This is a genomic window from Streptomyces sp. NPDC001492 (assembly GCF_053597275.1).
The window spans coordinates 76,105-100,259 of sequence record NZ_JBSFHW010000012.1; the positions used below are offsets into that span (position 1 = coordinate 76,105).

Here is a 24,155-nt window from a genome sequence, read left to right on the forward strand (position 1 = left end):
CCCTGTCCCCTCACAATGCACATGTCAAATCTATGGGCGGCCGGAAAATCTCCGGTCGCCCAAGTCGCAAGAGGGGACCCCCACATGAAGAAGCCTCTCCTCGCCGTGCTCTCGGCCCTGGTGATAACCGGGGCGGGCATGGCACCCGCGGTCGCGGCGCCCCTGCTCACGGGCGGCGCGGCCACCAACACGACGACGAAGACGGCCACGCCCACCATCAAGGCCGTCAACTTCGCCGGCACCGTGGCGCTCAGCAACTGCTCCGGTTCCGTCATCCGCTTTCCCAGCTCCGCGGACACCGACCCGGCGCTCGTCATGACCAACGGCCACTGCCTGGAGACCGGGTTCCCGGCGGCGGGCGAGGTCATCGTCGACCAGGCCTCCAGCCGTAGCTTCAGCCTGCTCAACGCCTCGGCCACCAAGGTCGGAACGCTGCGCGCGAGCAAGGTGGCGTACTCGACGATGACGGACACGGACGTCACGATCTACCAGCTCACCACCACCTACGCGAAGATCAAGAGCACGTACGGCATCAGCCCGCTCACCGTGCAGGACACGCACCCGACCGCGGGCACCGCGATCACGGTCGTCTCCGGCTACTGGAAGAGGACGTACGCCTGCAACATCGACGGCTTCGTCTACCGCCTCAAGGAGGGCGAATGGACCTGGAAGGACTCGGTCCGTTACACCTCCGCCTGCCAGACCATCGGCGGCACCTCGGGCTCGCCCGTCGTGGACAACGCCACCGGCCAGGTCGTCGCCGTCAACAACACCGGCAACGAGGACGGCGAGCGCTGCACCGAGAACAACCCCTGTGAGGTCGACACGAGCGGCAACGTCACGGTCCGTGAGGGCACCAACTACGCCGAGGAGACCTACCAGATCCCGGCCTGCTTCACCACCGGCAACAAGCTGAACCTGAGCGCCAGCGGCTGCACCCTGCCCAAGCCGTAGTCCCGTGGCTCACCGCCGGGTGGCGTTCCGTCGCACGGGACTGCGACGGACCGCCCGACCTGCCAGTACGTCCGTCCGCCGGCCGTCCTCCATGACGAACCGGCCGTCGACGAGGACGTACGGAATGCCCTTCGGAAGCGTGCGCGGATTCTCGTACGTCGACCCGGCGGCCACCGTCTGCGGGTCGAACAGCACCAGGTCGGCCCGGTAGCCCTCGCGGACCAGGCCCCGGTCCGGCAGTCGCAGCCGGGCGGCGGGCCGTGAGGTCAGACGGGCGACGCACTCCTCCAGCGACAGCACCCCCAACTCCCGTACGTACCGGCCGAGATACCGCGGGAAGGTGCCGTAGGCGCGCGGGTGCGGTTTCGTGCCCTGGAGGATGCCGTCCGAGCCGCCGGTGTGGACGCGGTGCCGCATGATCGCCCGGACGTTCTCCTCGTGGCCCACGTGCTGGAGGATCGTCGAGCCCAGCCGGTCCGCAAGCAGCAGATGACGGGCGGTGGCCCAGGGGGACTCGCCCCGCGCCTCGGCCGACCGCAGGATCGTACGGCCGACGAATTCGGCCAGCCCCGTGTCCGCCACGCCCGAGATCTCGATCGTGTCCCACTCGACGGGCACGCCGTGGCAGCCGTCCGCGCCCACGACCTCCATGTGGTGCCGGATCCGTTCGGCCGTCTCGTCGTCCGCCAGCCGCTTCAGGATCGCCTCGGGGCCGCCCTCGCTCGCCCAACTCGGCAGCAGCGCCACGAGAGTGGTGCAGCCGGGTGTGTAGGGGTATGTGTCGAGGCTGATGTCGGCCCCGGCCGCCAGCGCCTCGTCCAGCAGGGACAGCAGCTCCGGTGCCCGGCCCTCGTTCACACCGAAGTTCATGGTGGCGTGTGCCAGGTGGAGCGAGCAGCCCGCCTGACGGGTCAGGGCCACCATCTCCTGGTACGCCTCCAGGGCACCCGCCCCGTACGAGCGGTGATGGGGGCAGTAGTAGCCGTCGTACTCGGCCACCACCCGGCACAGCTCGGTCAGTTCGGCGTCCTTGGCGTACATGCCGGGCGTGTAGGTCAGCCCGGAGGACATGCCGACCGCGCCCTGCTCCATGCCCTCCGCGACCAACTGCCGCATCCGGTCGAGCTCCTGCGGGGTCGCCTCGCGGTCCTCCCAGCCGACGGCGAGCATGCGGACCGTCCCCTGCGGGATCAGATAGGCCGCGTTCACCGCGATCCCCTGATCCAGCCGGTCCAGGTACTCGCCCACCGAACGCCAGTCGAAGTCGATGTCGTCGCCGTACCCGTTCCAGCCGGTGATCGCGCGGCGCACCTCGGCCAGCGTGCGGTCGTCGACGGGGGCGTACGACAGCCCGTCCTGACCCAGCACCTCCAGCGTGACCCCCTGTGCGGCCTTGGCGCTGTGGTCCGGGTCCCGGAGCAGGGCCAGATCGCTGTGGGCGTGCATGTCGACGAAGCCGGGGGAGAGGACCAGCCCCTGAGCGTCCAGCTCCCGGCGCGCCTTCGGGCGCAGGCAGCCCGCGGCGGCCGCCTCCTTGACGATCGAGACGATCCTGCCGCCGTCGACCACCACGTCCGCCCGGTACGACGGCTCACCGCTGCCGTCCACGACCTCCGCGTCCCGGATGACCAGCTCTTCCACGGCCCGCCTCCTAGAAGAAGGTGCGGATGTAGTCGACCACCGTGCCGTCCGCCTGCGCCACCGGGATCAGCTGCCACTTGTCGAAGGAGGTGCACGGGTGGGACAGACCCATGCCCAGCCAGTCCCCGACCTCCAGATCCGCCTCCTCCGTCGTCCGCAGCCAGGCGTGCTGGTCCGACAGTGCGGTCACTGAGACGCCGGTCGCCGGACGCTCGACGCCGTCCCGCCGGACGACCTGGGCGAAGGGGAGGTCGAGGTCGTACGCCGCGTCGCGCTTGCCCGCGTTGACGAAGGCCTGCTCGGCGGTGGGCCGGGAGACGACCTGGGCCCAGAGCCGGAAGGCGGGCTCCAGGGCACCCTCCTCCGGAACCCGGTTGAAGGGGGTGAGCTTGCGGTAGTGGCCGTCGTCGTGCGAGACATAGGCGCCCGAGCGCAGCAACTTCAGCACCGGGGCGGAGAGTTCGGGGATCTCGGCGAACACGTCCGCCACCGCGTCGAACCAGGCGCTGCCGCCCGCGCTCACGACGATCTCGTCAAGCCCCGCGAACCGCCCCGCCTTGTCGAAGTCCACGGCCAGCGCCACCAGCCGGCGCAGCCAGGCGTGCACCCGCTCCGGGTCGGCCCGTGGGACCTCGCCCTCGTAGCCCGCGACACCGACGAGCCGCAGCGTCCCCGTCCCGGACACGGCATCGGCGATCGCCGCGCACTCCGCCTCCGTACGCACCCCGGTACGGGCGCCCGCGCCGGCCCCCAGCTCGACCACGACGTCCACGGGGCGGTCGGCGCCCCGGAGCGCCGCGTCCATCAGCTCCACCCCGCGCACGGAGTCGACGTAGCAGACGAGACGGAACTCGGGGTCGGCGTCGAGCTCGGCCGAGATCCAGCGCAGGGCGGCCGGGTCGACCAGCTCGTTGGCGAGGAAGACCCGCTGGATCCCGAACGCCCGCGCCACCCGCACCTGGTGCGGGACGGCCAGGGTGATGCCCCAGGCGCCGCGCTCGATCTGCTGCCGGAAGAGCTGGGGGGCCATGGTGGTCTTGCCGTGCGGGGCGAAGGCGAGGCCGTGGCGGGTCGCATACGTGTCCATCAGCGCGAGGTTGTGCTCCAGGCGCTCGGCCGACAGGGCGAGCACGGGGGTCGCGAAGCCGCCGGTGAAGAGGTTGCGGCGCTGGGCCGCCAGCTCGCGGACGGTCAGTCCGTCGGCGTCCGGCGGGAGGCCCTTGAACCGGTGGTCGACGCGTTCCCCGGCGAGCCGGGCGAGATCTTCCGTACCCATAGAGGCCTCCTGATCAGGTATGTTGCAGTAATTGCAACGCTCATTGCATATATCGCTCACCGGTGTCTAACATCTCGGCCAACGCGGGGTCAACGACCGTCCGCCCGCCCGCCAACCACCGAGGAGTTACGACGATCGTGACCGCGACCGGACCTTGCAACGCCCCCGGCGGGGCCGATGCCGTCGAGGTCGTCGATGTCGTCGCGCTCGGCGAGTCCATGGTCACCTTCCTGCCCTCCCGTCCCGGCCGCCTCGCCGACGTCCCCTCCTTCGACCGCGCCATCGGCGGCGCGGAGTCCAACGTGGCCTGCACCCTCGCGGCCGCCGGGCACTCCGTGCGCTGGGTCAGCAGAGTCGGCGCCGACGGGTTCGGCGACCACCTCGTCGAGGCGATCGGGGCGTACGGCGTCGACGTCACCGCCGTACGACGGGACCCGGCACGCCCGACCGGCATCTACTTCCGCACGGCCGGCGACCGGTCGACCGCCGCCCACGAGGTGGCGTACTACCGGACCGGCTCCGCGGCCTCCGCGATGACGGTCGCCGACACGGACCTGGAGGCGGTGCGCGCGGGCCGGGTGCTGCACCTGTCGGGGATCACGGCGGCGCTGTCGGAGGGATGCCTGGAGCTGCTGCGCGAGCTGACGGCACCCCGGGCCGGCCGCCCGCTGATCTCCTTCGACGTCAACTACAGGCCGGGCCTGTGGCCGGACACCGACGGAGCGGGGGTACTGCTGGAACTGGCGCGCGGCGCCGACATCGTGTTCGTGGGGGTGGACGAGGCGGAGGAGGCGTGGGGGGTGACGGGCGGCCCGAACGCGGTTCGCACCGTACTGCCGGAGCCGCGGGTGTTGGTGGTGAAGCAAGGGAGCGTGGGGGCTACCGCTTTCGTGTCGGCTGCGGGTGGTGGTGGGCTGGTCGCGCCCCGCGGCGGAGCCGCTGATCGACACAGCCCCGCGCCCCTGAAACAGGCGCAGCCTGCGGGCAGTCGTGCCGCTGGGGCGGCTCCCGACCCACAGACAGGCGGCACCCCGTCAGCGCGGGCGAGCGACACCTCCCCCCGCCCAGCCCCGACCCCGGGCACCTTCGTTCCCGCCCTCGCCGTGGACGTCGTAGCCACCACCGGCGCCGGAGACGCCTTCGCCGCAGGTTTTCTCTCCGCCACCCTCCGCAACCTCCCCCTGAGGGACCGCCTACGCCACGGCCACCTGACCGCCGCAGCCGCCCTCACCGCCCAAGGCGACCTCGCCCCACCCCCCACCCGCCACCACGCCGACCGCCTCGCCGCCCTCGACGACCTCGCGTGGGGGAAACTTCGACTCGGCCCCGGCTGGACGCAAGCCGATGATCACGCCATGGAACGAGCCGTCGATCGGGCCGACGAGGAGGTACGTACGCCATGAGCCAGACCGTCGACCGCGCGCTCAGCATCCTGCCGCTGCTCGCCGAGGGCCCCGCCGACCTCGGCCAGGTCGCCGACCGCCTGGACGTGCACAAGTCCACGGCCCTGCGCCTGCTGCGCACGCTGCACGAGCACGGCCTCGTCTACCGCCAGTCCGACCAGCGCTACCGCCTCGGCGCCCGCCTCATCGCCCTGGCCCAGGAGGCCATGGAGAACCTCGACATCCGCGAGATCGCCCACCCCCACCTCGTACGCCTCAACGAGCAGTGCGGGCACACCGTCCATCTCGCCGTGTACGAGGAGTCCGAGGTCCTCTACATCGACAAGGTGGACAGCCGCTACCCGGTCCGGATGTACTCACGGATCGGCAAGCCGGTCGCGATCACCGTCGCCGCGGTGGCGAAGCTGCTCCTCTCCGACCTGCCCGAAGGGGAGCGCCGGGCGCTCGCCGACAAGCTGGACTACCCCATGTACACCTCCCGTTCCACCCCCAACGCCCCCGCTTTCCTGCGGGAGTTGGACAAGGTGCGCGAACAGGGGTGGGCCACCGACCTCGGCGGCCACGAGGAGTCCATCAACTGCGTCGCCGCACCGATCCGCGGTGCCGACGGCCGGGTCGTCGCCGCGATGTCGGTCTCCGCGCCGAACGTCGTCGTCACCGCCGACGAACTCCTCACCCTGCTCCCCCTGGTGCGCCGCACGGCCGACGCGATCAGCGGGGAGTACTCCGGAAGAACGCCAGTGAAGGACAGCCAGTGACCGAGAAGATCGCCCTCACCCCGAAGACCCACACCACTCCGCCCGCGAAGTTCTCCCACGGCGTCAAGAAGGGCAACATCCTGCAGGTCGCCGGCCAGGTCGGCTTCCTGCCCGCCGAGGAGGGCAAGCCCCCCGCGCCCGCCGGCCCCACCCTGCGCGAACAGACCCTCCAGACCCTCGCCAACGTCAAGGCGATCCTGGAGGAGGGCGGTGCGAGCTGGGACGACGTGATGATGATCCGCGTCTACCTCACGGACGTCGACCACTTCGCCGAGATGAACGCCCTCTACAACACCTACTTCGAGGAACAGGGCCTCACCCAGCCGCCCGCCGCGCGCACGACGGTCTACGTCGGTCTGCCCGCGGGGCTCCTCATCGAGATCGACGCGCTGGCCGTACTCGGCTGACGCGCCCTCAACTCCCGCACGCCGTACGCACTCACGGTGCGGCGCCCGTCATCCCCTGGGCGCCGTGCCGCGATCCCCCCTGCCCGAAGGCCCATGCATTTACGTAGAGGACCCCCAAATGTCCCTCCCGCTCGCCGCAACAGCCCCGGCCCCCGTGCCCCCACCCCACACCGGAGGCCTGCTCCTGCTGGTCGACGGAACGGCCGGCCTCCTCACCGTCGCCGCCATCGGTATCGCCCTGCTCCTCTTCCTGATCATCAAGGTCAGACTCCAGCCGTTCGTCGCCCTGCTCGCCGTCTCCATAGCCGTCGGCCTGCTCGCCGGCCTCTCGGTCACCGAACTCTTCGGCACGGTCCAGCGTTCGGACGCGGTGTCCACCATCGAGACCGGCATGGGCGGCATCCTCGGCCATGTCGCGATCATCATCGGCCTGGGCACGATGCTCGGCGCGATCCTCGAAGTCAGCGGTGGCGCGGAGGTGTTGGCGTCACGCCTGCTGGGACTCTTCGGAGAGAAGCGGGCGCCGCTCGCGATGGGCCTGACAGGCCTCATCTTCGGCATCCCGGTCTTCTTCGACGTGGGCATCTTCGTCCTCGCACCCCTCGTCTACGCGGCCGCCAAGCGCTCCGGCAAGTCGATCCTGCTGTACTGCCTGCCCCTCCTGGCGGGCCTTTCGATGACCCATGCCTTCCTGCCCCCGCACCCGGGCCCGGTGGCCGCGGCCGGCCTGCTCCACGTACAGCTCGGCTGGGTCATCCTGATGGGCATCGTCTGCGGCATCCCTGCGGTACTCGCCGCCTGGGCGTTCTCCGCGTGGATCGGCCGCCGCATCTTCGTCGCCGTACCGCAGGACATGGTGGAGGCGGCGGCCGAGGCCAAGCTGGCAGTCATCAACGAGCAGCGCGAGCAGGGCGTCGAGCCGCGCGAGCACCCGGTGCCGCTGGGCGCGGTGCTGGGCATCATCGGCACCCCGCTGGTCCTCATCCTCGCGGCCACCTTCTCCTCCATCGCGCTGGACCCGTCCACCGGCCGCTCCGTGATCGAGTTCTTCGGCCACCCCTTCGTGGCCCTGACGATCGCGCTGCTGCTGGCGTACTACCTGCTGGGCATCCGCCGCGGCTGGTCCCGCAGGTCGCTGGAGACGGTGTCCACGGCCTCGCTCAAGCCGGTCGGCAACATTCTGCTGGTGGTCGGCGCGGGCGGTGTCTTCGGCGCGATCCTCAAGGCGAGCGGCGTCGCGCAGGCCCTCTCGGACACCTTCCACGACGTGGGCCTGCCGGTGCTCGTCCTGGCCTATCTGATCTCCGTGGTCCTGCGCGTGGCCCAGGGCTCGGCGACGGTGGCGATCGTCACGACGGCCGGCATCGTCGCCCCCCTCCTCACCGAGGGCCACCACTCCCAGGCCTTCGTCGCCCTCGTCATCATGGCCATCTCAGCAGGCTCGATCTTCGCCTCCCATGTGAACGACGGCGGCTTCTGGATGGTGGCCAAGTACTTCGGCATCACGGAACGGGACACCCTGAAGACGTGGACCGTGCTGGAGACGGTGCTGTCGGTGGTCGGGTTCGCCGTGGCGGCGGTGCTGAGCCTGTTCGTGTAGGCGTCCGATGGCGGTGACTGCCGTGGCTGGGGCGTTCTGGTCCGGCCGCGGCGGCCGCTGCTGCCTTCGGGTCGTGTGCAGACCGCCGTTTCAGCGGGCTCGGTCTTCGCCTCGAGCGTCAATCGGTGGTGCCCGCGCCCGGAGGGCGCTGATGGATGCAGCGCCGTGGCGGCGGTGCTGAGCCTGTTCGTGTAGGCGTCCGATGGCGGTGACTGCCGTGGCTGGGGCGTTCTGGTCCGGCCGCGGCGGCCGCTGCTGCCTTCGGGTCGTGTGCAGACCGCCGTTTCAGCGGGCTCGGTCTTCGCCTCGAGCGTCAATCGTGGTGCCCGCGCCCGGAGGGCGCTGATGGATGCAGCGCGGTGGCGGCGGTGCTGAGCCTGTTCGTGTAGGCGTCTCATAACGAAGTTGGGGCCGACTGTGTCCGCCACAGGATCTTCGACCATACTGCCCGCTGTGGAGCAGCGCATAGGATCGAGCAGCCAGCCCCTGAAGGGCGAGCCCGTGACCGGTGCCGGATTCGACCCGGCCTTCATCCCCGGGCTCACCTCACCCGTCTCCGAGAAGCCGGAGGAGGCCGAGGCGGAAGACGCCGCGCCCGCCGAGCCGGAGCTCGGGAGCGAGGAGGTCGCGTCCGAGGGGGCGGAGTCCGAGGCCGAGGAGCAGGAGCCGGCCGCCGAGGACCGGGACTCCGCGGACGGTGACGAGGAGACGGCCCCCGAAGGGCCCGTCTTCGAGGCCTCCGACCGGCGCGCGAAGATCGTCGCCGATCACAGGGGCGTCCGGCTCAGCCTGGACGACCAGGAGTGCGAGTTCCGCTGGGACGAGATCGGCGCCGTGGAGACCGAATCGCCCCGCTTCGGCAAGCGGTTCACCATCACCGTCCACACCCCTGACCGCCGCTGGTACCCGATCGAGATCGAGGCGACGGCCAGGGCGCGCTTCAGCGAGTGGGACGAGCAGCTGGACGCGGTCCTCGACGCGTACTTCGAAGAAGGCGCCGAGGAAGCCAAGGACGGCGACGGCGCCGAGGACGCCGACTAGCCGCTAGCTGCAGTACTGGGCCGCCTTGCCGATGGACCGGTACATGCAGTCCGCGTTCTCCAGCAACTGCAGCACCGCGTCCCGGTTCCGTGACGTCTCCCGCTCGATGACCTCGTCGGGCGGGTAGAACCCGCCCCCGGAACTGTCCGTCGGGTACATCTCGAAGGTGTAGTCGAAGATCTTCTGACTGCCCCAGAGATAGTCGTCGATCGACCCGTCCGTGATGTACAGGTCGCTGGACTGCTCGGCGGTGTACCCGTTGCTCGCCGCCATCTTCTGCCCCACGGCCTTGAAGGCGGCGGCGTCGTCCGCCGTCATCCCGGTCGCGGTGTCCGAGTAGGTGTACCCGAACGGCCACAGCACCAGCTCGCTGTACGTGTGGAAGTCGATCCCGGCGGTGATCTGCTGCTTGCCGCCGACCACTCGGCTGCGTACGAAGTCGGAGACCACCTTCACCTCGGGCGCGGACTCGGCCGAAGCACCGCGGTAGGTCTCGGACGAGGTGGAACCCGAGGAGCCGCCGCAGCAGCCCCACTTGTAGTTCCAGTTCCGGTTCAGGTCCGTGCCGACGTACGAGGAGCCGGAGTTGGGCTGCCGGTTCTTGCGCCACGACCGGTAGGAGCCGGTCGCGATGTCGTACTCGCCGCCGTCCGGGTTGAGATCCGGCACGATCCAGATCTCGCGGCTGTTCACCAGGTTCGTGACACGGGAGTCGCTGCCGTAACCGGCCCCCAGCTCGCGCAGCAGATACAGCGCCATCTCCACCGTCAGGTGCTCACGCGCGTGCTGGTGGAAGGTGAACAGCACCTCCGGCTCGTTCTCGTCCGTCGCCACGTTGTCGCTGACCTTGATGGCGACGATGTCCCGGCCCTGGTACGACTTGCCGATCACCCGCTTGCTCATGATGTTCGGGTAGGCCGCGAGCCGCTGGTCGATCTCCGTGTTCATCTCGGCGTAGTTGTGGTACTTCGCGTCGGCCGAGGGGAAGTCGTAGAGCCGTACGTCGCCCGAGCCCGAGGAGCGGTCCGGCGCCGAGCCCAGCGGTGAGACGTCGTAGCCCTGCCGGCGGAGCGTGCTGATCTGTGCCGCCCGTCCGGAGACGACCACCGTCTCCTCGTCGGCCTCGTCCACGGTCACGCCGGCCGCGGCGATGGCGGTGCGGGTGACGGGGGTGTTGTGGTCGACGTGGATCTCGTACTGACGGATGTCGTCGGCCGAAGCTGCCGCCTTGTGGGCGCTGCTGGCCGTCGCCGAGACGGGTGCCGCGAGGGTGAGGGCGAGCAGGGCGGCGAAGGCGGCGGTGCGTCTGCCGCCGCGGGCGCCCGAGCCTCGTATCCGAAGTCGCATGAATTCTCCTAGGGAGGTGGGGTGGTTCAGTGCGACGTGCCTGTGAGGTACCTGTGCGGGTGCCGCCCCATCGTCACGGAATGGCATGGACAGGTCAAGGGAGCGAAAACCGGCCGGAGTGTACGCGCAGCCGTCACCGCAGAGGCGCCGTCCGGCGAAGTGCACCCGCGTGTGTGACCGGAACGTGCATATATGCCGATTGCGGAGAAGAGTGATGTTCCGCTTCACTCAGGTTCGCCTTGCGATGCCCGTGCCGGTCACGCTGGCCAGCCTGCTTTTCTGCTGGGGGTCCGGGGGTCGGCCCCCGGGAAATGCAGTCAGGGAGGCTGATCATGGGCGGATCGGCGCCGCGACGGGACCGTCACCTGCCGGTCGAGACGACCAGCTTCGTCGACCGGCGCGGCGAGCTGACCGAGGGGCGCGAACTGCTCGCCAGGGCGCGCCTGGTGACGCTGACCGGACCGGGCGGCGTCGGCAAGACCCGGCTCGCCGCGCGCATCGCGGCCCGCGTGGAACGGGCCTTCCCGGACGGCGTGCGCTTCGTGCACCTGGCCGGACTGCACGATCCGGCGCTCGTCCCCCTCACTGCCGCCGACGCGCTCGGCCTGCACGACCACTCCGCGCAGCCCCCGCTGGACGCCCTGGTCGAGCAGGTACGGGACCGGCGCCTGCTGCTCGTCCTGGACAACTGCGAACACCTGCTGCCCGCCTGCGCCGAACTCGCCGCCGCCCTGCTGCACGGCACCACCGGCGTCCGTGTCCTCGCCACCAGCCGGCACCGCCTCGCGCTCACCGAGGAACACCTCCTGGAGGTGCGGCCGTTATCCGTCCCCGACCCGGAGGGGGATCTCTCCGCTGCCGACGGCTACCCGGCCCTCGCCCTCTTCGCCGACCGGGCCGCCGCCGTGGTCCCCGGCTTCCGGCTGACCGCCGGCAACCGTGCCGCCGTGGCCCGCCTGTGCCGCCGCCTGGACGGGCTTCCGCTCGCCATCGAGCTGGCCGCCGTACGCATGCGCGTCCTCGGCGTCGAACAGCTCCTGGAGCGCCTCGACGACCGCTACCGCCTCCTCACGGCCGGCAGCAGCGCGGCCCTGCCCCGCCACCAGACCCTGCGCGCCGCCGTCGACTGGAGCCACGAACTGTGCACCGCCGAGGAGCAGTTGGTGTGGGCGCGGGCCTCCGTCCTGCCCGGCGGCTTCGACCTGGAGACGGCGGAGGCGGTGTGCGCGGACGACGAGCGAGGCGACAGGGGGGTCCCGCCGACCGGAGGCCGGGGGAAGGTGCGGTCACAGGACGTGCTGGAGGCGGTCGCGGGGCTCGTCGACAAGTCCGTGCTGGGGCGGGAGACGGGACCGGACGGGGTGCGCTACCGGCTGCTGGACACCCTGCGGCACTACGGCCTCGACGGGCTGCGGCGGCTGGAGGGCGAGGAGGACGCCACCCGGCGCCGCCAGCGCGACTGGATGCAGCGGCGGGCCGCCGACTGCGAACACGCCTGGTTCGGGCCCGGGCAGCGGCAGATCGTCGCCCGGCTGCGGGCCGACCAGGACGGCCTGCGCGCCGCCCTCGACTTCAGCCTCACGGCCCCCGGCGAACGCCTCTCCGCCCTGCGCCTGGCAGGCACCCTGTGGTTCTACTGGCACGCCTGTGGCGCACCCCGCGAGGGCCGCTACTGGCTGGAGCGGGCCCTCGACGCCAACCCCGAACCGACCGCCCTGCGGGCCCGCGGGCTGTGGGTGGCCGGCCTCCTCGCCGCCGCCACCCAGGACATGAGTGAAGGCCTGCGCCGCGCACGGGACGCCCACGCGCTGGCCGAGCACCTCGGCGACAAGGCCGAGGCCGCCCACGCCGAATACGTCATCGGCGTCATCCGCCTGTTCAGCAACGAACTGCCCGCCGCCCTCGACCACTTCGAGGCCTCCGTCGCCCGCGGCCCCGTCCCCGGCCAGCATCTCAGTCTGCACGGCCTCGACCAGGTCGAACTCGCCTGCGCCCTGGGCTTCCTGGGCCAGGCCGACCGCGCCGTCGAGGTCTGCGAACGGGCCCGCCGGCTGTGCGAGGAGCACGGCGAGGAGTGGGTGCGCTCGTACGTGCTGCGGATGCTGGCCCTCGCCCACACCGTGAGGGAGGACTGGGACGAGGCCGGACGGCACGCCCGCGAGGCCCTGCGCCTCAAGCTGGCCGTGCACGACGTCACCGGCATCGCCCTCACCCTCGACCTGCTGGCCCACATCGCGACCCGGGCGGGCGCCCACGAACACGCGGCCGCCCTGCTCGGCGGCGCCGACCGCACCTGGGCCGACATCGACCGGGACCGCTGGGGATCGACCTACCTGGGCGCCATCCGCCGGGACAGCGGCGAGCGGGTGTCAAAGGCCCTGGGACGGGCGGCCTTCGAGCGGTCGTACGAGAAAGGAGGCGCCCTCGGACTCGCGGAGCTCGTCGCGTATGCGACGAAGGACGAAGCGCCCCGACCCGCCACAGCGGCAAGGGAGACGAGAAGCCGACGCAGATCCCGGCCCCCGCAGGGCAGCACGCTCACCCGCCGTGAGACCGAGGTCGCCGAGCTCGTCGCCCAGGGCCTCGCCAACCAGCAGATCGCCGACCGGCTCGTCATCGCCCGCCGTACCGCCGAAGGCCATGTGGAACGCATCCTCAGCAAGCTGGGCTTCAGCAACCGCAGCCAGATCGCCGCCTGGGTCACCGCCCAGAACTGAGCCCCGTCCAGGCTCCCCTCCCGGCCCCCACACCCCCCGCAGAGCGGAGAACCATGACCAGCACACCACCCGCCCCCACCCCGTTCGACCACCGCATGGCCGTGTACGGCGCGGACGACGAGTTCGTGGCCGCCGCGCTGCCGTTCCTCCTCGAAGGCCTCGGGGCCCCCGGCGAACCCCCGCCGGTGGCCATCGCGGCCCCCGACAGGCTGGACCTGCTGCGCGAGGCCCTCGGCGGTGACACGAAAGGCGTCACCTTCGTCCCGCACACCGAGTGGTACACGGGCTCGGCCGCCAACGCCGTGGCCCAGGGCGCCGGTTACCTCGCCGCGCACGCCGGACCCGGCGGCCGTATCCACCTCCTCATGGAACCCGTCTGGAACGGCCGCGCAGGACGCTCCGTCCGGGAGACCACCGAGTGGATCCGCTACGAGGCGCTCGCCAACCTCCTCTTCGCACCCCTGGCGGCGACGGCCCTGTGCGCCTACGACACCCGCACCGCCGGCGCGGCCATCATCGAGGCGGCCCGCCGCGCCCACCCCGACACCGCCGTCTACGAGGACCCGGTCCGCCTCGCCGCCGAACTGGACTCCGTGCCGCTGCCGTTGCCCCCGGCCACCGCGGAACTGCTCAGGCAGCCGGACCCGGAGGCCGTACGCAGGGCGGCCGCCGCCCGTGGACTGGCGCCCGCGGACGCCGAGTTGTTCACGGAGGCCGTCACCGCGGCGGCCATCTCCCTCGGCTCCGTGACCGGCGCCCTGATGTGGGGCGAGGCACCCGCCTGCGTCTGCGAACTGCGCGCGTCCCGCCGTCTCGACGACCCGCTGGCCGGCTTCGTCCCCCCGCCCGTACCCGAACTGGAACCGGGCCAGGGCCTGTGGTTCACCCGGCAGGTCTGCGCCTACGTCGACGTCCGTGACGACGCCACGGGGACGACCGTACGGCTGCAGTACGGGTAACCGCTTGCCCCGTACGCAGGTATGGAAACAGGTAGTCCTCCCCGTTTGCCGCGGCACCGGGGAGGACACGCTGGAACCATGCTGGATCTCTCCGGGACCCCCCACCCGGACTCGGACGCTCAGTTCGCCGCGTACCCTCAACCGCCCTTGCGGGCAGGCCATTCGAGCGTGGAGTACGATCCCCGCCCGACCGCCGTCCGCGAGGCCCGCACCGAGGTCCGAAGACAGCTGGAGGTCTGGGGGCTGACCGACCGGGAAGACCTGGTGGACGTCGCCGAACTCCTCGTCAGCGAACTGGCCACCAACGCCCTGCTGCACTCCGCGAGCCGCTTCCGGCTCACCCTGTCCGCGGCGCACGGCGTCCTGCGCTGCGAGGTGCGCGACGGCGGCCGCCGCACCCCGCAGGTGCTTCAGGCGGGCGCCTCGGAGAGCGGCCGCGGGATGTTCCTGGTGAACGCGCTGGCCAGACGCTGGGGCTGCCACCAGGACGGACAGGGCAAGACGGTGTGGTTCGAGCTGGGCACCTGCGGGGCGGACGGCTGCGGCCGACGGGACCCGTAGCGGCAGGCCCCGCACACCGCCCCCTCGTCGCCCTCAGAGCCACCACTTCGGGCTGAGTGCGATCTCGCGGAGCTGCTTCATGGTCAGCGCGGGGGTCTTGCGGGTCGCGTCGTCGTTCGGCGCGCCGGAGTTGAGTTCGCTGATCACCACCCGCCGCCCGTCGGTCCGGAGGGTGTCGACGGTCCACATCACGGCTCCGGCGCCGCCCTTCTCGCTCGGCACCTGGTGGCCGGCGACCTTCGTCCCGTCGGCGAGGACCTCCGCGTCGGAGCCGAAGAGGTCGCCCTCGGCGTCCGACATATCGGGCTGGACGTTCACCTGGACGAAGTTCTTGCCCTTGCCGTCGTCGAGGACGAGGTAGCCGTATCCGGAGTCGTCACCGCTGTCGTCCGACACCTTGAACACCCCCTTCGGCAAGAGGGACTTGAGCGTGGGGGCGATCGCGCCGGAGCCGGCCGTCTCGGTCGCGCTCGGCTGCGGAGCCGGCTGGTTCGTGTCCGGGGGCATCGCGTCGACGGCGTCCCGCCAGGCACTGGCAGCCGCCAGTTTCCTCAACTGAGCGGCCGACAGGGGCGGTTCGCCCCGGCTGATCGGCGCGTCCTTCTCGGCCGCCGCGTTCCACTCGCTCACGCTCACATGCTGGCCCTCCGGCGTGACGAGCTCGGCGCTCCACCGCTTGGTGTCCACCCGCCGGTCCGGATACTCGTAGCCCTGCAGCACCATCACCACCGAGGCGTCCGGCAGCCGGGTCGTGCTGCAGGCGTCGTAATGGACGAACACCTTCCCCGGGCACTCGGTGGTCCCGCGCGCCTCGTCGCTCCCCGGCGCGACCCGCCCCAGGCCGACGCTGATGGCCGCCGGGCCCTTTCCGTCGTCGTACACGAGCTGCACATACGGTCCCGGCTGCTCGTGCGACCCGCGCGCTTCCGCCTTGCTGAACTTCCCTTTGGGGAGCAGCCCTTCAAGGGTGCGGATCATCTGGTCGGCGGAGACGGGGGAGGGGCTGGGTGCGGCGGTGGCGGTGTGGCTGCCGGTGCCGACCGATGCCCCGTCCTGGTGCGCCGGCGCGCCGCTGCCGGGCAGCAGCACCGCCCCGCCCACGCCGACGAGGGCGAGCGAGGCGACCCCGCCCACGACGGCGGCCCGCCGCCGCAGCAGCAGACGGCGCCGCCCCCGCAGCGCACCGGCGGTGACGAGCGCGGACCGGTCGGCCTCGAAGGTGTCGCCGGCCTGCCGCAGATCCGCCGAGAGCCGTTCCTCGAAGGGCCCGAGGGGATTGCCGTGCTGTTCGAAGGGCATGACGGACCACCGTTTCGCGAAATGGATGATGAAGAGGTGAGGTGGACGAGGCGCCGCTCAGGGGCGGGCGTACTCGCCGAGGTCCTCGCCGAGCAGCTCCCGCAGCCGTCCCAGGGCCCGGACGGACCGGGTGCGCACGGCCGCCGAGCTGGCGTTCATGGCCTGGGCGGTCTCCTCGATGGAGCGGTCCTCCCAGTACCGCAGGACGACCACGGCCCGGTCCTTGGCGGGCAGCCGGGCCAGGGCCTCCAGCAGGGTCAGCCTGAGCGGCATGTCGCGGCCGTCGGCGGGCATGTCGGGCAGCACGTCGGTGGCGCGCTCGGTGCTGCTGCGCCTGCGCTGATGGGTCAGGAACGTACGCATGAGGACGGTCTGCGCGTATCCCGCGGGATTCTCCACGCGGGACACACGCCTCCAGCTGACGTACAGCCGCCCGAGGGTCTCCTGCACGAGATCCTCGGCCAGATGCGTGTCACCGGCGGTCAGCAGACAGGCGGACCGGTACAGATGCCCGGCACGCACCGCAGCGAACTCCGCGTACTCGTCCGCACGCGCCCGTCTCATCCACGTCCCCCTGCCCACGGCACCGTACCGGCGCCGGCGTTCGACTGTTCTCACTTCATTGACGCGGTGGGGCCGGGGAAATGTTTCAGAGCAGGTGGTCCGCCTTGCCCGCCTTGATGTCGAGGATCATGGCGCGGAGGGCTTCGCGGGTGTCGGTGGGGGCGCCGTGCGTGGCATCAATCAGGAGAACAAGGAGCATCGGTGGCACTGACTCGCCGTATCGAACGACGCATCGCTGAAGAGTACGCAGAGGGCGATCGGCAGACCGTTGAAGAACTCATCCTCGAGCTCGTGGAGAGCTCGAAAGAAGAGGGGGGCGGGGAAAGGATCGCAGCTGCGACACTCATACACGGCCGGGGGCAAGTGGACAGGCTCCTCACCGCAGTCCAAGTGGCCCGTGAAGACTGGCGGGACATTCTGATGGGATCCGGGCTTGAGCGCGCTGACTGGCGTGATCGCCTGGCATCTGAATTCGGAGCTTGACGAGCGGAACCTGTCGTCCCTTGGGCTCGCGGTGACCGCCCCCCGTACGCGGGTGTGGCGCCGCCTGTCCGGCGGCGCCACACCGGCGTACCTCAGGTCAGGGCGCTACGGCAGGGCATGCACATGCGCCCCCACCGCACTCGACCACGAACCCCCCGCAGCCGCGTCCCAGTTGGTCGACCAGGTCATCGCGCCCCGCAGGTCGGGATACGTCTTCGACGGCTTGAAGGAGCCGCAGTTCGTGCCGGCCGTCAGGCAGTCGAGGGCGTTGTTCACGACCGTGGGGGACACGTAGCCGCTGCCCGCCGCGCTCGTCGAGGCCGGCAGGCCCAGGCCCACCTGGGACGGGGACAGGCCGCCCTGCAGCTGGATGCAGGCGAGGGCGGTGAGGAAGTCGACCGAGCCCTGGGAGTAGACCTTGCCGTCGCAGCCCAGCATCGAACCGCTGTTGTAGTACTGCATGTTGACGACCGTGAGGATGTCCTTCACGTTCAGCGCCGTCTGGAAGTACGCGTTCGACGTCGACTGCATGTCGATCGTCTGCGGGGCCATCGTGATGATCAGGGACGAGCCCGCCTTCGAGGACAGGGAGCGCAGGGCCTGGGACATGTACGTCGCGTTCAGGCCGTTCTCCAGGTCGATGTCGACGCCGTCGAAGCCGTACGTCTGCATCAGGGAGTACACGGAGTTCGCGAAGTTCGTCGCCGACGTCGAGTCGCTCACCGACACCGTGCCGTTCTGGCCGCCGACCGAGATGATCACCTTCTTGCCGGCCGCGTGCTTCGCTGCGATGTCCGCCTTGAACTGGTCCACCGTGTAGCCGCCGAGCCCCGCCGAGTCCAGGTTGAAGGTCACGGCGCCGGGCGTCGTCGTGGCGTCCGCGAAGGCCACGGCGATGATGTCGTACTGGGACGAGACGTCGGAGATCTTCTGGACCGTGGCGCCGTTGTTGAAGTTCTGCCAGTACCCGGTGACCGCGTGCTTGGGAAGGGCGGTGCCACCGCCGCCCCCGGAGGACGCGGTGGTCGTGCCCGTCACCGCCGTCGACTTCGCCGACTCGCCCGCCGAGTTGGTCGCCGTGACCTGGAAGGAGTACGACGTGGAGGCCGTGAGGCCGGTCACCGTCGCCGACGCGCCCGTCACCGCCGTCACCTTCGTGCCGTTCCGGTAGACGTTGTAACCGGTCGCCCCTGACACCGCGGTCCAGGACAGGGACACCGAGGAGGAGGTCGTGCCGGACACCGAGAGGCCGCCCGGCGCGGACGGGACCGTCGGCGCGGGATCGCCGCCTCCGCCGCCGTCCGGGCCGTAGACCGACACGTCGTCCGCGTAGTACGCCGCCTGGCCGTACCAGCCGTGCGTGTACACCGTCACGGAGGTCGTGGCCGAGCCCGTGGTGAAGCTCGTCGTCAGCTGCTTCCAGGAGGACGAGTCCGGGGTCCAGGTCGACACGTCCGTGGTGCCCGTGCCGGTCACGCCCAGGAAGGCGTAGCCGCCCTGCACCCAGGCGCTCAGCGAGTACGTCGAGTTCGGCTTCACCGCCACCGTCTGGCTGCACTGGGCGTCGTCCTGCCCGGCCGGGGTGGCCTTGAGCGCGGCCGCGCCGGCGTGCACGGGGGAGGAGACCGTCGTGCCGCTGCTCGCGGAACAGGTCCAGTTGCTCAGGCCGGACTCGAAGCCGGCGTTCCTGGCGTTGTTGACGTCCGCTGCGGACGCCTGGCCCGTGCCCGCGAAGGTGAGGGCGAGGGCGGCGGTGACGGCTCCTGACCAGAGCCGTGCTGTCGCAAGCCGTGCCGTGGATCGTCTCTGTGGGGACATGACAATAAGTTGGTCCAGACCAATTCGCCTGTCAAGAGGTCCAGACCAAATGGGCCGCGGGCTCGCTCGGGGATCGGCGAGATGCTCGAACCTGCCCCGTTTTGACGCAACTTGTGAAACGCCAGTTGCCCATCAGCTACACAAACGCTGTTCTCCGGCCACAGAGGCGTGGATACAGTGCTGAGGTAGTCACGGAGTGAAGTCACCTCGGTGTCCCGGAGTTACGCGCCGGTTCGCCGACGGGCGTACCACGGGGAGCTGCGCGTGCCAACTGCCATCGCCGTGACCAGTGCCGACATGGCGCTGCCACCGCAGGACGAGCGGACCCTGCCCGCCATCGTCCTGCAGGGCCTGGACAAGCAGCCGCTGGAGCAGGCGCTGGCGGGTGTGCAGAGCCTGATCGACCAGCACGGGCATCTGATCGTGGTCTGTTCACAGGCGGTCTCCGCGGAGACGGGCCGGCGGCTGCACACGATCCGCTCCCTGCTGGAAACCGACCGTATCGCCCTGTTCCGCCCCGCTCTGCCCCCGCTGGGACTGGCCGTCCTGGCCCGCCAGTTGAGGCAACTGGCCTCCTGCGACCTCAGCCCCGGAGTGCTCGCCTCCGCCGGCCGGCTCCTCACCCACTACATCCACGCGGGAGCACTGCTCGGCTCGGTCGCCCGCCTCGACCGCGTCCACGTCGGACTCAAGCAGCACGCCAAGTCCTGGGTTCCCGGCCAGCACTTCGCCGTACTCGCCCACCCCGAGCCGCAGTTGGTGAAGCTCGCCCCGGGCGCCGCCCTGCCGGGCCCGGAGTTCGGCACCTCGATGCTGGTCGCCAAGGGGCAGCTCCAGTCGGACTGGGTCACCGCGAGCCTCGTACCGCAGTGGAACGCCCAGGGGCTGCGGGAGGCGGTGCTGCCCGCCGAGTCCGCCCTCTGGTGGGGGACGGGCAAGCTGATCGAGTTCGCCGCCTTCCTGCCCGACCTGTCCGTGCTGTACCAGCTGGTGACCTCGGTACGGCAGGGCTCCTGCCACTGGTGCGGCATCGACGTCATCGGTGACCGCTGTGTCTTCTGCTCCGCCGGCCCGCCGCCCGTCCTGGAGAACCAGAACCAGCTCCCCGCGGGGAGAGGCTCCTGAACCGCCGACCGGACCCACCGCAGACGCACCGCCCGCACCATCCCGTCCGCTCGACCCTTATCCCCCAATGAGGTTGTACGGTTCATGAACTCCCGTCAGCGCCGTGGCGTGCTACTCCTGCTCCTGTCGGTCGTCTGCGCCCTCGGCGCGTTCGCCGGCGTCCTGTCCGTCATCAGTGACGTGAAGTCCCAGGTCGGGCCCAAGGTCACGGCGTACGAGGTCAAGAGCGACATCAAGCCGTACAGCAGCCTCCGCGCGGACCAGTTCGAGAAGACCGAGATGCCCAAGCGGTGGCTGTCGGCGAACGCGGTCACCGATCTCGCCGGCATCCGCGGCAAGGTCGCCGTGACGACCCTGAGGAAGGGCTCCCTGCTGCAGAGCGACATGATCGCCGATCAGCCCGCCCTGCAGCCCGGGCAGCAGGAGGTCGCCATCATGATCGATGCGGCGACCGGCGTCGCCGGCAAGATAACGCCGGATTCCAAGGTCAACGTCTACGCCACCTTCGAGGGACAGAAGGAGGGTGACCCCGACCTGTCCAAGATCATCGTAACCAACGCGAGGGTCCTCGACGTCGGCGACCTGACCTCGCTCCAGCCCGACGCCGACAACCGCACCGCTCAACTCACCAAGGCCGTCCCCATCACCTTCGCGCTCTCCGCCCTCGACGCCCAGCGCCTGACGTACGCGGAGTCCTTCGCCAAGCGGGTCCGGCTCGCGCTGGTCGCGCCGGGCGAGACCGGCACCATCCCCGGGCAGGACCGCACGTACCAACTCGCCAAGGACAAGTGAGAGGCCCCCATGCCCACGAGGATCCTCCCGGCAGTCGGTGACGTGGACGCGGTCCGGTCCATCACGACACTGCTCAGCCAGCTCCCGGACGCCGAGCCGGTGACCCCGGTCGTCGACTCGACCCAGCTCGTCGACACCCTCGCGCGCCTCGCCGCCGAGTCCGTCGACGAGCTGCCCGAGGTCGTGGTGGTGCACGAACGCATCGGCCCGGTCCCGGCGCTGGAGCTCATCCGCGAGGTGGCCCTGCGCTTTCCCGCGGTCGGGGTCATCCTCGTCACCTCGGACGCGAGCCCCGGCCTCTTCCAGGCGGCGATGGACTACGGCGCCCGGGGCCTGGTGGCGCTCCCGCTCAGCTACGAGGAGCTGGCCAGCCGCGTCCAGGCCGTCGCGCAGTGGTCGGTGGGTGTACGGCGCCATCTCGGCTCCGGCGGAGACGTCTTCACCGGCGTCGGCGGCACCGTCGTCACGGTGAGCGGCGCGAAGGGCGGCGTGGGCGCGACCCTGACCGCCATCCAACTGGCGCTCGCGGCTCAGGCCTCGGGGCGCAGCACCGCGCTGGTGGACATGGACCTGCAGACGGGGGACGTGGCCTCGTATCTGGACGTCCAGTTCCGCCGGTCGGTGGTGGACCTGGCGGCGATCACCGACATCTCACCGCGGGTGCTCGCGGACGCGGTGTTCCGCCATGACACGGGCCTCGCGCTGCTGCTCGCCCCGGGGGAGGGCGAACGCGGCGAGGAGGTGACGGACCGGGCGGCCCGGCAGATCGTCAGCGCCCTGCGCTCCCGCTACGAGGTCGTCGTCATCGACTGCGGCGCCCAGCTCGGCGGGGCCGGTGCGGCCGCGGTGGAGATGGCCGACACGGCCCTGCTGGTCACGACACCGGACGTGGTCGCGGTGCGCGGCGCCAAGCGGACCGTGCGGATGTGGGACCGGTTGCAGATCCGCAAGGCGGAGGAGACGACGGTGGTCGTCAACCGGTATGCGCGCAGTACCGAGATCCAGCCGCCGCTGATCCAGAAGATCACCGGTACGGCGGTCGCCGGGACCGCGATCCCCGCCAACTTCAAGGAGTTGCAGGGGGCGGTGGACGCGGGGCGGGTCCACGAGCTGGACAGCAGGGGCACGGTGAAGCAGGCGCTGTGGACGCTGGCGGGGGAGCTGGGGCTGGTCAAGGCCGTCGAGGGGGCGCAGCGGGGTGGGCGGTTCCGGGGGGACCGCGGATCGGTGAGTTTCCGGCGGCGTCGTGAGGGTGGGGGCTAGGGATGCGGCTGGCGCTGCGCGCAGGCGGGGACAGGGGCCAGGTCACCATCGAGTTCCTGGGCATGATGCCGACGATCATCATCACGCTGGTGGTGCTGTGGCAGCTCGTGCTGGTGGGATACACGTGGACGCTTGCGGGGAATGCTGCGGACGAGGCTGTGCGGGCGGGGACCGCGGCGGAGGGTGACTGGCAGGGGGTGTGCGCGCAGAAGGGGAAGGAGAAGCTGCCGGACGCATGGCAGGGCGGCGCCACTGTCACCTGCAACCCCGGAGCGCCCGGCTATGTCACGGCCGACGTCACGCTCACGGTCCCCATCCTCTTCCCGGGCGCGTTCAGTTTCCCGTTCCAAGTGAAGGGACACGCGGGCGCGGTCAAGGAGGCGACGCACTGAGATGTCGTACGACCGCAAGGACCGCGACCGCGGACAGGTCGCCATCGAGTACCTGGGGTTCCTGCCCATCCTGCTGATCGTCGGCATGGCGGTCGTGCAGCTCGGGCTGATCGCGTACACCGCGCAGCAGGCCGGTACGGCGGCCCGGGCCGGGGCGCGGGCGGAGTCACTGCAGCCGGGGACGGCTCAGGAGGGCTGCGTGAACGCGGTCAGCGACTGGCTGTCCGTCACCTGTGTCCCCGCGCAGAACGCCGACACCGTCACCGTCACCGCCACCGTCAAGATCCCGTCGATCGTCCCCGGCTGGGACTTCGACCCCGCCAGGAAAACCGCGACCATGCCGCTCGACTCGACCGACCCGACCACCGGCTGACGCAGGAACAAGGAGCACCGACCATGAGCCTGCGCGCACGCATCAACACCCCCGAGGAGAACGGCCACCGGGGCGAGGACGGCCACCTGGTCGCCTCCTACCGGGCCAAGCTGCTGGAGGAGATCGACCTCGCGGAGATGAGCGCACTGGCCGCGGCCGAGCGCCGCGCCCGTCTGGAGCGGGTGCTCGGGCACATCATCAGCCGCGAGGGGCCGGTGCTGTCCACGGTCGAGCGCTCGCAGCTGATCCGCAGGGTGGTGGACGAGGCGCTGGGCCTCGGCATCCTGGAACCGCTGCTCGAAGACGCGTCGATCACGGAGATCATGGTGAACGGCCCGGACGCGATCTTCGTCGAACGAGGGGGCCGCGTGGAGCAGTTGCCCCTGCGCTTCCCCTCCCACGACCAGCTGATGCAGACGATCGAGCGGATCGTCTCGACGGTCAACCGGCGGGTCGACGAGTCGAACCCCATGGTCGACGCCCGCCTCCCGTCCGGCGAGCGAGTGAACGTGATCATCCCGCCGCTCTCCCTCACGGGCGCCACCCTCACCATCCGCCGCTTCCCGCGCTCCTTCACGCTCCAGGAGATGATCGGCTTCGGCTCGCTGGACGAGCCCATCCTGTATCTGCTGGCGGGGCTGGTGCAGGCGAAGTCGAACGTGATCGTGTCGGGCGCGACGGGCACGGGCAAGACGACGCTGCTGAACGCGCTGTCGGGCCTGATCCCCGAGACCGAGCGCATCATCACCATCGAGGACTCGGCCGAACTCCAGCTGCAGCAAGGACATGTGATCCGGCTGGAGTCCCGTCCCCCGAACGTCGAGGGCAAGGGCCGGGTCACCATCCGCGACCTGGTGCGCAACTCCCTGCGTATGCGCCCCGACCGCATCGTCGTCGGTGAGGTCCGCGGCGGCGAGTCCCTCGACATGCTCCAGGCGATGTCGACGGGCCACGACGGATCGCTGGCCACGGTGCACGCGAACAGCGCGGAGGACGCGCTGATGCGACTGAAGACCCTGGCATCGATGTCCGAGGTCGAGGTGCCCTTCGAGGCGCTGCACGACCAGATCAACAGCGCCATCGACGTGATCATCCAGCTCACCCGCTTCGCCGACGGCGCCCGCCGCATCACCGAGATCGCGATCCTCGACAGCCACGGCAGCGAGCCGTACCGCCTGGCGACGGTGGCCCGTTTCAACGCCCAGCCGATGGCCGCCGACGGCCGCGTCTACGGCGCCTTCGAGTACTTCCCGCTCCCACGCCGCACCGCGGACCGCCTCTACATGGCGAGCCAGCCCGTCCCCCAGGCGTTCGGCGTCGCCGAGTCGCCAGAACAGCTCGCCGTCCGAGAAGCCAGGTAGGAACCGTCCCGATGGAACCCA

The 24,155-nt window shown here is 70.8% G+C and carries 22 protein-coding genes; 16 read left to right on the top strand and 6 right to left on the bottom strand.

Annotated elements, in window-relative coordinates; all coding sequences use genetic code 11:
• Positions 1-84 precede the first annotated feature (84 nt).
• Positions 85-954 carry a S1 family peptidase gene (locus ACWC1K_RS17535; protein WP_450832266.1) on the top strand — a complete coding sequence of 290 codons (870 nt, stop codon included), beginning with the start codon at positions 85-87 and terminating at the stop codon, positions 952-954.
• A gap of 9 nt (positions 955-963) precedes the next feature.
• Here ACWC1K_RS17535 and ACWC1K_RS17540 read toward each other — a convergent pair whose 3' ends face one another.
• Entirely contained in the window at positions 964-2,595 is a 1,632-nt protein-coding gene (locus ACWC1K_RS17540) for an N-acyl-D-amino-acid deacylase family protein (RefSeq protein WP_450832267.1), read from the bottom strand.
• A gap of 10 nt (positions 2,596-2,605) precedes the next feature.
• The gene (locus ACWC1K_RS17545) at positions 2,606-3,871 is read right to left on the bottom strand and encodes an amino acid deaminase (RefSeq protein ID WP_450832268.1); all 1,266 of its coding nucleotides are present in this window, start codon (positions 3,869-3,871) and stop codon (positions 2,606-2,608) included.
• Positions 3,872-4,008: 137 nt separating this feature from the next.
• On the opposite strand from ACWC1K_RS17545, the gene ACWC1K_RS17550 reads away from it, so the two are divergent.
• The 5 genes from ACWC1K_RS17550 (at position 4,009) to ACWC1K_RS17570 (ending at position 9,080) form a co-directional block, all read left to right on the top strand.
• Positions 4,009-5,274, top strand: a complete 1,266-nt coding sequence (locus tag ACWC1K_RS17550; RefSeq protein ID WP_450832269.1) for a sugar kinase — start codon at positions 4,009-4,011, stop codon at positions 5,272-5,274.
• A complete protein-coding gene (locus ACWC1K_RS17555) occupies positions 5,271-6,032 on the top strand; it encodes an IclR family transcriptional regulator (RefSeq protein WP_450832271.1) in 762 nt (253 codons plus the stop codon). The genes ACWC1K_RS17550 and ACWC1K_RS17555 overlap by 4 nt, the downstream gene beginning before the upstream one ends.
• Positions 6,029-6,439 carry a RidA family protein gene (locus tag ACWC1K_RS17560; RefSeq protein ID WP_450832272.1) on the top strand — a complete coding sequence of 137 codons (411 nt, stop codon included), beginning with the start codon at positions 6,029-6,031 and terminating at the stop codon, positions 6,437-6,439. The genes ACWC1K_RS17555 and ACWC1K_RS17560 overlap by 4 nt, the downstream gene beginning before the upstream one ends.
• Positions 6,440-6,557: 118 nt before the next feature.
• Positions 6,558-8,039 (top strand): GntP family permease, encoded by a 1,482-nt coding sequence (locus ACWC1K_RS17565; protein WP_450832274.1) that lies wholly within the window; start codon positions 6,558-6,560, stop codon positions 8,037-8,039.
• A 453-nt stretch (positions 8,040-8,492) separates the two neighbouring features.
• Positions 8,493-9,080: a hypothetical protein gene (locus ACWC1K_RS17570; protein ID WP_450832276.1), complete on the top strand. Its 588-nt coding sequence runs from the start codon at positions 8,493-8,495 to the stop codon at positions 9,078-9,080.
• A gap of 3 nt (positions 9,081-9,083) precedes the next feature.
• On the opposite strand, the gene ACWC1K_RS17575 is transcribed toward ACWC1K_RS17570, so the two are convergent.
• Positions 9,084-10,427 carry a M14 family metallopeptidase gene (locus ACWC1K_RS17575; RefSeq protein WP_450832278.1) on the bottom strand — a complete coding sequence of 448 codons (1,344 nt, stop codon included), beginning with the start codon at positions 10,425-10,427 and terminating at the stop codon, positions 9,084-9,086.
• A gap of 332 nt (positions 10,428-10,759) precedes the next feature.
• On the opposite strand from ACWC1K_RS17575, the gene ACWC1K_RS17580 reads away from it, so the two are divergent.
• From ACWC1K_RS17580 to ACWC1K_RS17590, 3 genes are all read left to right on the top strand, one after another.
• Complete coding sequence (locus tag ACWC1K_RS17580; protein ID WP_450832279.1) at positions 10,760-13,144, top strand: ATP-binding protein; 2,385 nt, start codon at positions 10,760-10,762, stop codon at positions 13,142-13,144.
• Between the two features lie 53 nt (positions 13,145-13,197).
• Entirely contained in the window at positions 13,198-14,103 is a 906-nt protein-coding gene (locus ACWC1K_RS17585; protein ID WP_450832281.1) for an anti-sigma factor RsbA family regulatory protein, read from the top strand.
• Between the two features lie 78 nt (positions 14,104-14,181).
• The gene (locus ACWC1K_RS17590; RefSeq protein WP_450750966.1) at positions 14,182-14,664 is read left to right on the top strand and encodes an ATP-binding protein; all 483 of its coding nucleotides are present in this window, start codon (positions 14,182-14,184) and stop codon (positions 14,662-14,664) included.
• A gap of 33 nt (positions 14,665-14,697) precedes the next feature.
• Here the strand turns inward: ACWC1K_RS17590 and ACWC1K_RS17595 are convergent, their stop codons facing one another.
• Together ACWC1K_RS17595 and ACWC1K_RS17600 are read right to left on the bottom strand one after the other, a co-directional pair.
• Positions 14,698-15,963 (bottom strand): hypothetical protein, encoded by a 1,266-nt coding sequence (locus tag ACWC1K_RS17595; protein ID WP_450832283.1) that lies wholly within the window; start codon positions 15,961-15,963, stop codon positions 14,698-14,700.
• 57 nt (positions 15,964-16,020) lie between these two features.
• Positions 16,021-16,527 carry a SigE family RNA polymerase sigma factor gene (locus tag ACWC1K_RS17600; RefSeq protein ID WP_450832285.1) on the bottom strand — a complete coding sequence of 169 codons (507 nt, stop codon included), beginning with the start codon at positions 16,525-16,527 and terminating at the stop codon, positions 16,021-16,023.
• 201 nt (positions 16,528-16,728) lie between these two features.
• Between ACWC1K_RS17600 and ACWC1K_RS17605 the strand changes: the two genes are divergently transcribed.
• Positions 16,729-17,010 (top strand): hypothetical protein, encoded by a 282-nt coding sequence (locus ACWC1K_RS17605; protein WP_450832286.1) that lies wholly within the window; start codon positions 16,729-16,731, stop codon positions 17,008-17,010.
• Positions 17,011-17,115: 105 nt separating this feature from the next.
• On the opposite strand, the gene ACWC1K_RS17610 is transcribed toward ACWC1K_RS17605, so the two are convergent.
• Entirely contained in the window at positions 17,116-18,828 is a 1,713-nt protein-coding gene (locus ACWC1K_RS17610; protein ID WP_450832288.1) for a chitinase, read from the bottom strand.
• Between the two features lie 297 nt (positions 18,829-19,125).
• Between ACWC1K_RS17610 and ACWC1K_RS17615 the strand changes: the two genes are divergently transcribed.
• The 6 genes from ACWC1K_RS17615 (at position 19,126) to ACWC1K_RS17640 (ending at position 24,134) form a co-directional block, all read left to right on the top strand.
• On the top strand, positions 19,126-19,953 hold the full coding sequence (locus ACWC1K_RS17615) for a hypothetical protein (RefSeq protein WP_450832450.1): 828 nt from the start codon (positions 19,126-19,128) through the stop codon (positions 19,951-19,953).
• Positions 19,954-20,037: 84 nt separating this feature from the next.
• The gene (cpaB, locus tag ACWC1K_RS17620) at positions 20,038-20,745 is read left to right on the top strand and encodes a Flp pilus assembly protein CpaB (RefSeq protein WP_450832289.1); all 708 of its coding nucleotides are present in this window, start codon (positions 20,038-20,040) and stop codon (positions 20,743-20,745) included.
• Between the two features lie 9 nt (positions 20,746-20,754).
• Positions 20,755-22,008, top strand: coding sequence for an AAA family ATPase (locus ACWC1K_RS17625; protein ID WP_450832291.1), 1,254 nt, complete (start codon positions 20,755-20,757; stop codon positions 22,006-22,008).
• Positions 22,009-22,010: 2 nt separating this feature from the next.
• Entirely contained in the window at positions 22,011-22,400 is a 390-nt protein-coding gene (locus tag ACWC1K_RS17630) for a TadE/TadG family type IV pilus assembly protein (RefSeq protein ID WP_450832293.1), read from the top strand.
• Position 22,401: 1 nt separating this feature from the next.
• Positions 22,402-22,773, top strand: coding sequence for a TadE/TadG family type IV pilus assembly protein (locus ACWC1K_RS17635; protein ID WP_450832294.1), 372 nt, complete (start codon positions 22,402-22,404; stop codon positions 22,771-22,773).
• Between the two features lie 23 nt (positions 22,774-22,796).
• A complete protein-coding gene (locus ACWC1K_RS17640) occupies positions 22,797-24,134 on the top strand; it encodes a CpaF family protein (protein ID WP_450832296.1) in 1,338 nt (445 codons plus the stop codon).
• Positions 24,135-24,155 lie beyond the last annotated feature (21 nt).